The sequence below is a fragment of the Candidatus Dependentiae bacterium genome (genome assembly GCA_026389065.1).
Taxonomy (GTDB): domain Bacteria; phylum Babelota; class Babeliae; order Babelales; family Chromulinivoraceae; genus JACPFN01.
In genome coordinates this window covers 1-10,000 of record JAPLIP010000055.1, presented here as the reverse complement: position 1 = coordinate 10,000, position 10,000 = coordinate 1, and the positions used below count along the sequence as shown (strand labels likewise).

The 10,000-nt window shown below is 34.8% G+C and carries 9 protein-coding genes, 2 tRNA genes and 2 rRNA genes (1 of these 13 cut by a window edge); 11 read left to right on the top strand and 2 right to left on the bottom strand.

All coding sequences use genetic code 11. The features are described from left to right. Nucleotides 1-1,521: ribosomal RNA gene (locus tag NTU89_04030) — 23S ribosomal RNA — on the top strand; it begins 1,481 nt to the left of the window's first position. 154 nt (nucleotides 1,522-1,675) lie between these two features. Beyond that, nucleotides 1,676-1,790: ribosomal RNA gene (rrf, locus tag NTU89_04025) — 5S ribosomal RNA — on the top strand. Between the two features lie 146 nt (nucleotides 1,791-1,936). On the opposite strand, the gene NTU89_04020 is transcribed toward rrf, so the two are convergent. Then, nucleotides 1,937-2,758, bottom strand: coding sequence for a hypothetical protein (locus NTU89_04020; protein ID MCX5923702.1), 822 nt, complete (start codon nucleotides 2,756-2,758; stop codon nucleotides 1,937-1,939). Between the two features lie 293 nt (nucleotides 2,759-3,051). Here NTU89_04020 and NTU89_04015 point away from each other — a divergent pair, with 293 nt between their 5' ends. Next, a complete protein-coding gene (locus NTU89_04015) occupies nucleotides 3,052-3,636 on the top strand; it encodes a CYTH domain-containing protein (protein ID MCX5923701.1) in 585 nt (194 codons plus the stop codon). Between the two features lie 214 nt (nucleotides 3,637-3,850). Next, nucleotides 3,851-4,810, top strand: a complete 960-nt coding sequence (locus tag NTU89_04010) for a hypothetical protein (GenBank protein MCX5923700.1) — start codon at nucleotides 3,851-3,853, stop codon at nucleotides 4,808-4,810. Nucleotides 4,811-4,923: 113 nt separating this feature from the next. On the opposite strand, the gene NTU89_04005 is transcribed toward NTU89_04010, so the two are convergent. Next, nucleotides 4,924-5,421, bottom strand: coding sequence for an FKBP-type peptidyl-prolyl cis-trans isomerase (locus NTU89_04005; protein MCX5923699.1), 498 nt, complete (start codon nucleotides 5,419-5,421; stop codon nucleotides 4,924-4,926). 178 nt (nucleotides 5,422-5,599) lie between these two features. Between NTU89_04005 and NTU89_04000 the strand changes: the two genes are divergently transcribed. The 7 genes from NTU89_04000 to NTU89_03970 all read left to right on the top strand — a co-directional run bounded on the left by NTU89_04000 (nucleotide 5,600) and on the right by NTU89_03970 (nucleotide 9,988). Next, a complete protein-coding gene (locus NTU89_04000; GenBank protein ID MCX5923698.1) occupies nucleotides 5,600-6,403 on the top strand; it encodes a hypothetical protein in 804 nt (267 codons plus the stop codon). Between the two features lie 4 nt (nucleotides 6,404-6,407). Then, nucleotides 6,408-7,298: a M23 family metallopeptidase gene (locus tag NTU89_03995; GenBank protein MCX5923697.1), complete on the top strand. Its 891-nt coding sequence runs from the start codon at nucleotides 6,408-6,410 to the stop codon at nucleotides 7,296-7,298. Nucleotides 7,299-7,366: 68 nt separating this feature from the next. Continuing rightward, a complete protein-coding gene (locus NTU89_03990; GenBank protein MCX5923696.1) occupies nucleotides 7,367-8,275 on the top strand; it encodes a hypothetical protein in 909 nt (302 codons plus the stop codon). 98 nt (nucleotides 8,276-8,373) lie between these two features. Beyond that, nucleotides 8,374-9,249 carry a signal peptidase I gene (gene lepB, locus NTU89_03985; GenBank protein ID MCX5923695.1) on the top strand — a complete coding sequence of 292 codons (876 nt, stop codon included), beginning with the start codon at nucleotides 8,374-8,376 and terminating at the stop codon, nucleotides 9,247-9,249. A 29-nt stretch (nucleotides 9,250-9,278) separates the two neighbouring features. Next, a complete protein-coding gene (locus NTU89_03980; protein ID MCX5923694.1) occupies nucleotides 9,279-9,797 on the top strand; it encodes a rhodanese-like domain-containing protein in 519 nt (172 codons plus the stop codon). 20 nt (nucleotides 9,798-9,817) lie between these two features. Further along, a tRNA-Cys gene (locus tag NTU89_03975) sits at nucleotides 9,818-9,891 on the top strand. A gap of 11 nt (nucleotides 9,892-9,902) precedes the next feature. Continuing rightward, a tRNA-Leu gene (locus NTU89_03970) sits at nucleotides 9,903-9,988 on the top strand. Nucleotides 9,989-10,000: the final 12 nt, after the last annotated feature.

Here is a 10,000-nt window from a genome sequence, read left to right as displayed (position 1 = left end):
GGTTGAATATTCCTGTACCGCTTAAAAGCGTTTGAGTGAAGGGGTGACGCAGGAGGATAGGCTAACTTGACATATGGTTCGTCAAGCTAAGCGCAAAGGTAGACTCTAATGGCAAATCCGTAGAGTCGTTATAAACTGAAGCGTTATGGGCATTCTGATCCCTAGTGGAGAAGTGTGTTTAGTTGATTCCACGCTGACTAGAAAAACCTCTAGCGAGCTTTTGAGCGACCGTACCGTAAACTGACACAGGTAGACGAGTAGAGAATACTAAGGCGTTGAGATAACTATCATTAAGGAACTCGGCAAAATAGCTCCGTAACTTCGGGATAAGGAGTGCCTACGGCGTGAAAGCGTCTGTAGGTTTCAACAAAGAGGCCCAAGCGACTGTTTAACAAAAACACAGGTCTCTGCAAACTCGAAAGAGGAAGTATAGAGGCTGACGCCTGCCCAGTGCTGGAAGGTTAATAGGAGGGGTTATTCGTAAGGAGAAGCTCTGACTTGAAGCCCCAGTAAACGGCGGCCGTAACTATAACGGTCCTAAGGTAGCGAAATACCTTGTCGGGTAAGTTCCGACGCGCATGAATGGCGTAACGACTTGGGCGCTGTCTTGATGATAGACTCAGTGAATTTGTAGTATCGGTGAAAATGCCGATTACCTGCGGCTGGACGGAAAGACCCCGTGCACCTTTACTATAGCTTGACATTGATTTTTGGATAAGTCTGTGTAGGATAGGCGGGAAGCTATGATGTTACGACGCAAGTTGTAGCGGAGCTGTCCTTGAAATACCGCCCTTATTTGTTTAGAAATCTAACTCTGAATATCCGTAATCCGGACAGAGGACATTGTCTGGTGGGTAGTTTGACTGGGGTGGTCGCCTCCCAAAGAGTAACGGAGGCATTCAAAGGTTCCCTCATAGCGAATAGAAATCGCTTGTAGAGTGTAAAAGCAGAAGGGAGCTTGACTGTAAGACATACAGGTCGAGCAGGTGCGAAAGCAGGATTTAGTGATCCAGTGGTTCTGTATGGAAAGGCCATTGCTAAATGGATAAAAGGTACGCCGGGGATAACAGGCTGATCTCCTCTAAGAGTTCACATCGACGAGGAGGTTTGGCACCTCGATGTCGGATCATCGCATCCTGGGGCTGAAGAAGGTCCCAAGGGTTTGGCTGTTCGCCAATTAAAGCGGTACGTGATCTGGGTTCAGACCGTCGTAAGACAGGTCGGTCCTTATCCGCCGTAGGCGCAGGGTATTTGAGAGAGGCTGTCCTTAGTACGAGAGGACCGGGATGGGTAAACCTCTGGTGTTCCAGTTGTTCCCCAAGAGCAACGCTGGGTAGCCAAGTTTATAAGAGATAACCGCTGAAAGCATCTAAGTGGGAAACTCGTCTCAAGATTAGATACCCCGTGGGTTGAGAGACTCACATTAAGACTCCTTGTAGACTACGAGGTTGATAGGCTGGATGTGTAAGTACAGTAATGTATTAAGCTAACCAGTACTAATAAGTCGAACGTTTTAATCACTGTTTTATTTTTAAAAAGTAGTGAGATAATTGCAGGGTAGTTGTTTGTAACTTAGGTTATGAACGGTATTTGACAGTAAATTACAAACATTTTCACAGGAATGCATTCGTGCATTTACTGTAAATGGATTACAAGAAAAAATATTTGAAAAATTTCTGGTGCATATAGCTTTAGGGAAACACCCGTTCCCATCTCGAATACGGAAGTAAAGTCTAAAGCGCTGATGATACTTGGTTGGTAACGGCCTGGGAAAGTAAGTTGTGCCAGTTTTAAAATTCCCCGGAATTATGTTCCGGGGAATTTTTTTGTTTAATTTGAATTATTTAATTTGAAGTTTTTGAAATTTAAGAGCTGTTTTGCATTTTGAACTTCATCACGTTTTTAAAAAGATATCAAAAGGTTCAGCTTCTTTATTCTAAGCTTCTTTATTCATTGAATGGGCTTCTTCTGTCAAATCAGTTGGTTGAGTTCCCTGATCAACTTTTTCTGCAGCATGATCTTCTGGCTTGATTAGGTGTATTCCTGTATCGGTATGTTTTTCTTCTGGATGGATCATTTTTAAGTTAATTCCATGAATATTTTGCTCAGATTGATTCATTTTAATGCTATGCATATCACTTTCTATGTGGTGAGCATTCATTTGAGATTTTTTTATCTCAGCTTGTTTGATTTGTTCATCGCTTTGGTAGGCAGGAATAGTAACCATTTGACCATCTTTTAGGTTATTAAAATCTAGTCTTAAGATTTGTTTTCTTACATTGTTGAACTCTTTTAGCTTGTCAGTATATTCTCTATATCTTGCTGCTTGGTTGTGCTCATCTGTTTTTATTTGTGAAACTAAAATTACACCATCCTCTGTTTCTTTTGTTGTTTCTCTGTTTTTTAAAAAGTTCAAATAAGTTTGCGCGTCTGTTTCAGGAACAAAAGAAACTCTAAATTGTGGATTTTGGTTGGGAAATTGTGCATGTGCATCGTTTGGTTTGATTAGTTCGAGATTTTGTTTTGAGTTTTCTTTTGAAAAGATTAATCGTTGTGATGTGTTACCATATTCTACATAAACCCATATGTTTTCTTCGCAGCTGGGCATAGTGAGCGTGATTTCTTTGGTTTCATCGAGTGGATATCGATCACTTTCTAATTTTTCAATTTCTTGATTCATCCAAATTTTTGGTTTTGTTTGAGTTTGTATCGATAGAATCGATAGTAATGTAAAAAGAACCTTTTTTGAGTATTTCATAAAACCCTCCATTTTGAAATGTTGCCTAGCACACTGCAAGGCTTATGTTTTCAGTTTGGCATAACAAAGTAGTGAAAAACAAGAGTTTTAATAATTATTTTTCATTAATAATCGTTAAGGTATGCTGTTTTAGTCCGTAAAAGATACGAAAAGTTTTTTTTGATGTCTGATAAAAATAAAACAAAAGAGATTTTTTACTTGGATAGTAGTTCTTAGAGATTGAATCGTTGCTTAGAAACGATGTGCAATGTTGAAGTTGTTAAAACGTTTATAATCTAAAAATGGTAAAATATATGATGCAAGTAGAGTTTGAAGCTAAGTTTTTTGTGAATTTTGATAAAATAAAAACAAAAATGAAAGATTTGGGTGGAAATCCTTTAAGAAGTCGTGGTTTAATGAGGCGCTTTATTTTCCAAGATAAAGAGAACTTGAATCAATGGATTCGCGTTCGAGATGAACTTGAATATGTAGCATTGACCTTAAAATCATTTGATCCAAGCGCAAAAGACTCTATTGAATCTGTTAAAGAGCTTGAAATAAGAGTGTCAGATTTTGAGAAAACTGCTGAGATCTTTGAGTGTTTGGGATATAAAAAATCGCTGTATATGGAAAATTATCGAGAAATTTGGAGCCTGCAAGATTGCTTGGTGATGTTTGATGAATTACCAGGGATAGAGCCGTTTATAGAGATTGAGGGGCCAAACAAGCACTCTGTTGAGCATATAGTTAGTATTTTAGGACTCGATATAAAGACTGCTATGTATGGACCAAACAGCCTATTATATGAAAAAAAATATGGGATAACAAAGGCCGAGTTTGGTGGGCTTACAGAAATTACTTTTGCATGCCATCCTGGCATGAGTAGCTATAAAAAGTAAAGGCAGCATTTTTAATGGGTAATTCTTTATGGTATTCTATAATCATCTTGTATTCACGTTATTAAAGGTAATTTGCCAAATTTAAGAGCTGTAAAAAATGACAGTTTTTATTATAGTTTTCGCAAAATTTTGACAAAGATTATTTGTAAAAAGCATAATAGAAACATTCAAGATTGATTAAAATACCTGTCTTAAAAATATGTAAGGTTGTCATATGATTTTATCAAACAAACAAAAAGTATTTATATTTATTTTATTGTCGTTTTTTAAACAGATTGTATTTTCTTGCTGCGCAAGTCCAATTTCTGTAACGATTTATGTCCATGGAACAACGACTGCTTTGGGCTTAAAATTTCTTAGTAAGTTTTGTAGTGATGTTAGTTTTGGAGATCAGGGTCTTCATCATATTTCTAAAATGTGTGACAATGCCTTGCTTCGAAAAGATATTGAGTTACTGGAGGAACTTGACCCAAATCGTTTTTGCTCAGATCATTTTTATACATTTGGTTGGTCTGGAAAGTTAAAAGACAAAGCTAGAGATGTTGCAGGAAAACAGCTATATGATGATGTTTGCGCCTTGTTAAAAAAGTATAAAAAAGAATATGGTTTTTATCCTTCAATTAGGCTGTTAACTTTTTCTCATGGTGGAAATGTAGCACTGAATATGGTAAACCAGTTACCATTTTTTGTAGATCAAGAAATTGATTTAGAGTTGGTGCTTGTAGCTGTTCCTGTACAAAAAACTACATCAAAATTTATCGAGCATCCATGCATTAGCAAGAGCTATGTGATTTCATCAACGCGTGATTTGATTCAGCTTGTTGATTTTTATACATATGAAAATCAACGGTATTTTCCTGAAAGATTTTTTGAAACTACAAAACCAAATTGTCATCAGATCGAAATTGAGATTAACAATCGAGGGCTTGGCCATATTGATTTAATGAGATCTTTTATGATACATTTGCCATCTGCATTAAATCAGGCTGATGAGCGAACAATTAATCAATTTTATTTGAATGGCAAAGCTTTAGATATTTCTGATTGTGACTGCAAAAATTCTAAAATTGTATATCGTGCTCATGATCCACAGTTTAGATTTTACAATGTTTTTAATTTGGAAAAAGTGGTTCGTGGAAAACGAAAACCGCTTAAATCGACTAAAAAAATATAAAATTTCAAAAAACAGTTTTAGACTGAACAGTTTTTAATGAGCAGCTTTTAACTGTTTGCTTCATTACTACTAACTTTTTCAAAGTTTAATGTGAACTAACTTTTTGTGCAAATTTACTTTGCGTCAAATAGTTCTATTTCAAAAATAAGTGATGCATTTCCAGGAATTGCTGAGCCTGCACCATTTGCGCCATAACCAAGAGATGCTGGTAAAATTACCACTCTTTTTTCTCCAATAGTCATAGCTGCTAAGCTTAAATCCCATCCAGAAATAACTTGGCCAATGCCAAGAGTAAATTGAAAATGCTGACCACGATCAACACTACTATCAAATTTTTTGCCGATGCCATTTGTGCCATCTAAGAGCCAACCAGTATAATGAACCGTTACTTTTTGGAACTTTAATGGCTTTACGCCATTGCCTTCTTTTAAAATTGAATATTTAATTGAAGATCCTGGTGCTGATGTAAATTTTGATAAATCTAAAGTTGCACTTTGTGTTATATTCATAAATGAGCCTTTGTTTTGTGTTTTTGCGTTATCTTTTGTGCATGATGTGAATGCTAAAGTGCAGATAGCGCTGAGCATGAAAAAATATTTTTTTGCGTTCATTTACAATCTCTTCATATCGTTGATATTAACAAGAACATTAATTCGTTTTCGAAAAGAAAGATTACCTTAAAAGCAAAGGTTGTCAATTTTTTAAAAACATGATTGTATTGTCGACATTAAGGCAAACTTTTGATACGTTGTACCGTATTGTTTTTTTGTAGAAAATAGTGTGAAAAATATGAAAAAAATATTTTTAAAATTAATCTTTATTTGTACAATAATTTCTGTTTTTTGTTCACGAATTTATTTAATGGCAAATGATTCAATCAAGCTGTTAAAAAATCAAGAATTTTTTGTTAATGGAAACAATCATTTTCTACATGGTAATTTTGCCATGGCTCGTGAAAGTTACTTAAAAATTAACGAAAAATCTTCTGTTGTTTGGCAAAACATTGGAAACTGTTTTTTTAATGAAAAAAATTATGCTCAGGCTTTAATTTGTTGGAAACGATCAGAATATGGCGCAAGTTGGAAACAACTAGGAGATATTTTTAGATCAGAAGAAAAAGCATTAATTGAGCTGCGCTTACCTGTTCCATCTATTTGGCATGATGTATTAAAAAAGATTCTAATTTTAATGCCTAAAATGTTAATACAATTTTTATTGTTTTTAATGTTGATTTTGTTTTTATCTTTCTTCTATCGCTGCTGGAGCATGTCTTTTTTATATATTGTTGTTTCATGTAATTATAAAGTTGCATGGTTTTTAATGCTTGGTATTATTGGTTGCTCTATTTTATGGTTTGGAAAAGAACAAGTATTTAAAGAAAGAACTGCAATTGTGATACATGAAAAAGTTGTTGCCTATGCTGGCCCAGAAACATCATTTCATCAATTATTTCAGCTGCCTCTTGGCGCAACTGTTCACATTGTTAGCAACTGTTTGCCAAAAGACCAAAAATCACTAGATCAAAATATGCATAAGTTATCTTATAACGGGCAGCTTGGATGGGTTAAGTCAGGCTCTGTGGAAATAGTATAAAAATATGAAAAATCAAAAAACAATTGTTATTGCTATATATTTTGCAGTGCTTTCTGTTACCATCGGCATTGCTTTTATGTTGTTTTCACAATATCGATATTTCAAACGAGAAGCTCAGGAGTTATCCCAGGTTAAAGAGGCTTACTATCAACATGTTGACATGTTAAAACGAAGCTTAAATGCCTCCATGGTCCAAGATGGCGAAGAAGAGCAAGTCTTAGAGTCTGAAAAAAAAAAAATAAATAATTTATCATCCGACGATTTTGTAACGATAGATTTTCGAGTTGATGAGCAGCCAGAAGAACTTCCACCAGAGTTTCAAATTATTAGCCAGGAAGAAGAAGATCGTCTTAATTCTATAAAATCTAATATTAAGCCTCGTCTTAAAAAGATTTCACGAGCACCAGTTGTAAAACGTAAGCGAGTTCCGAAAAGAAATTTTTATAAATCACTTACAAAATCCACTCGATATGCTCCCCAAAGGGATTTTGTATTTTGTTGGCCTCTTGAATTATCAAGTTTTTGGTTAAGTTCTCTTTTTGGACCACGCAAAAGACCAAATGGGCATATTGAATTTCATCAAGGAATTGACATGGCTGCAATGAAAGGAACTCCGGTTAAGGCTGCCGCGGCAGGAAAAGTTATATTTGCTCAGTCTGCTTCTGGTTACGGCAACTGTGTGATAATTCAGCATAATAATCGCTATAAAACTCGCTATGCACATCTTAATCGAATATCTGTTTGCCAAGGACAAGTTGTTATGGAAGGTGATCGAGTGGGTTCTGTTGGAGATACAGGACTCGTAAGAAAGTCTGGTAGGGATGCATCACATCTTCATTTCGAAATTTATCAAGATGGCCATCGTGTCAATCCATTAATATTTTTATTTACATAAATATTGCTTTTTGACCTATTAAAACCTTAGTTTGATTTTCAGGTGGTGAATTCAAATTAAGGGGTTTTATGGGGATTTCATTTAAAGCTATTATCTTGCTTGTTAGTATCAATTATTGTGTTTTTGCTGATCAACAAGAGGCAAAAAACATTGATGAAGTTTTGAAACTTCAAAAAAAATCAGAAGAATTGCGTGCTTTAAAAAAAGCTATGCAGGCAGAAAAAATTAAACGGGAGCAAGAAGTTTTTAACTCTTTGCAAACCTATGGAAGATCGATTGTGGATCTTGCATTAATTGTCATGATAGCTAAGCCACATTCTAAAAAAGAAAAAATTATTTCTACTTCTTGTTTTTCTACACAAGAAAAAATGCTTATTGCTAAGAGCTCACTCAGCTGGTTTTTGATCTTGGTTGAAATTGCAAGGATTTATCATGGATATAATGAGCATAAGAAAATGATAGAGTCGCTTACTTATCAAGATTTTTTGCAAGATTATCCTGAGTTGGTCATTGCTTTGTATCATATTTCAATTATGAAAACATTGATTGAATTAAGTATTTCTGGAGCATTTCCGCAGCAAGTTTTTGCCAGAATTCAGTTAGTGAAAATGTCGCTTCCACCTCCTTATGATAAATATGCAAATAAATGTTCATATAAATTATTTAAACATTCATTTCATCAAAATGGTTTTTTTAAATGGGTAGAAATTGGAAATTTTAATCATCCATATAAAAAGTTTTATAAAAAAGTTCCACAAGATTTTAAAGGCGTTGCATACTATGCATCTTCTTTTCCAGAAGTTATTTGCGAAGAATATGTAACGCCACAAGAAGAAATAGTAAGCAATGATTACAATGATAGACTTATTTCCATTGTCCATGCCGGTATAAAACAAGATAAAGATTTTCTAAAAGAGTTAAGTCAAAAATATAAAGATGGATTGATTCAAAAAATGTGTCGATATTATTTGATCTAGCATCAGCAGGTGTTTTTGCAATTTTGTCATGACAAAATTTTTGAAAAACAGTAATCTTATTTAAAAATATAAGTTTTTAACTTCGTAAGGAAATTAGTATGAAAGAAAATGTTTTATTTCGATTAATTCGTTGGTATAAAAGGCCTAACAAACCATATTTGGTTGATTTAGTTGAGTCTTTAATAGTTATTGTTCCAGCAGTGTTTTTAATCAAAACATTTGTTTTTGGTCTTTATCAAGTTCCTACATGTTCTATGGAAACAACAATGCTTGTTGGTGAGCGTTTCTTTGCTGATAAAGCGACTCCTTATTTTTCTAATCCAAAGCGTGGAGAAATTGTTTCTTTTAATAATCCATGCCATAAATTTTCAAATAATAAATTCATAAATTTCTATCAACAGTATGTTTCTTGGGATGTGGTTAATTATACCAAACGCGTTATAGCTGTTCCTGGTGATCATATTCAAGGGAAAATAGAAGATGGAAAACCAGTTGTATATCTTAATGGTGAAAAACTGGATGAGCCTTATTTAAACAAGTACCCAATTATTGCTCGATTCAAAAATGGAGAAGTAAATTTACGTAGTTATGATCCATCTAAATCTTTAAATGATCAGCCATTCTATCAATTGACCCACGCAGAAATAGCTCGTGCAAAATTATATTATGGAAGTGAAAATATTTTTTATCCAGACACTCCAGCCCACAAAGGCAATCATGAGCTGAAAGATATTTATGATGTGCACCTTAGTGATAATGAGTATTGGATGATGGGCGATAATCGCCAAGGAAGCTCTGATTCGCGTGATTGGGGACCATGGAATACTAAAAAAGCAATCTTTCATGGTAGGATTTTACTTAGAATTTGGTCACTCGATAGCGATGAATCTTGGTGGATAGTTGATTTAATCAAACATCCTGTTGAGTTCTGGAAACGTGTTCGTTGGTCAAGGTTTTTTCAAGTTCTTCATTAAATTTTAAAAAGTAGCGATTAAGAGGTTGTATGAATATTAAAAAGTGTGATATAATAAATATTAAGAATTCAAGAGTGATTCTTTTTTCTTTGACAATTTTTGTCTCTTTCTTTTTTTCAGGGTGTTGGAGTTCAAAATCATCAAATAAAACATCTGAACCAAAATTAATTGTTATCAATGTTCTTGATAAGTCTAATTTTGAAGATTGTCATATAACGGGATCAATTAATATTCCTTTTGAAGCAATTGAAGATGAAATGAAGATTTTAGATAAAAAAGATTCCTATGTTCTGTATTGTTCAAACTATGCTTGTACAGCTGCTCCATTTGCGGCAAACTTAATGAAAGAAGCTGGTTTTGAGCATGCAGCCTTCTTCCCTGGTGGGATTGTAGATTGGTATCAAAAAGGATATCCTTGTACAGGTCCATCGAAGATGGATTATCTGAAAGAAGAAAATGAGCCATTTGATGAAGATGATCATTTAGATACCTTGGTTGTATCGATAGAAGATCTGAAATCTCAAATGGTTGCTGCAAAAATGATTTAAAATTTGAAATAAAGTTCATGGGCGACATAGCCAAGTGGTAAGGCACGGGTCTGCAAAACCTTCACCCCCGGTTCGATTCCGGGTGTCGCCTCCAAAAAACTATGTGCCGAGGTGGCGAAATGGTAGACGCAAAGGACTTAAAATCCTTCGGGCTTCGGCCTGTGCCGGTTCGAGTCCGGCTCTCGGCACCATTCATTTAAATT

Bases quoted from the DNA above. Each gene is read 5' to 3' on its own strand.
- NTU89_04020 (MCX5923702.1), bottom strand. From the start codon at position 2,758: ATGAAATACTCAAAAAAGGTTCTTTTTACATTACTATCGATTCTATCG.
- NTU89_04015 (MCX5923701.1), top strand. From the start codon at position 3,052: ATGATGCAAGTAGAGTTTGAAGCTAAGTTTTTTGTGAATTTTGATAAA.
- NTU89_04010 (MCX5923700.1), top strand. From the start codon at position 3,851: ATGATTTTATCAAACAAACAAAAAGTATTTATATTTATTTTATTGTCG.
- NTU89_04005 (MCX5923699.1), bottom strand. From the start codon at position 5,421: ATGAACGCAAAAAAATATTTTTTCATGCTCAGCGCTATCTGCACTTTA.
- NTU89_04000 (MCX5923698.1), top strand. From the start codon at position 5,600: ATGAAAAAAATATTTTTAAAATTAATCTTTATTTGTACAATAATTTCT.
- NTU89_03995 (MCX5923697.1), top strand. From the start codon at position 6,408: ATGAAAAATCAAAAAACAATTGTTATTGCTATATATTTTGCAGTGCTT.
- NTU89_03990 (MCX5923696.1), top strand. From the start codon at position 7,367: ATGGGGATTTCATTTAAAGCTATTATCTTGCTTGTTAGTATCAATTAT.
- lepB (MCX5923695.1), top strand. From the start codon at position 8,374: ATGAAAGAAAATGTTTTATTTCGATTAATTCGTTGGTATAAAAGGCCT.
- NTU89_03980 (MCX5923694.1), top strand. From the start codon at position 9,279: ATGAATATTAAAAAGTGTGATATAATAAATATTAAGAATTCAAGAGTG.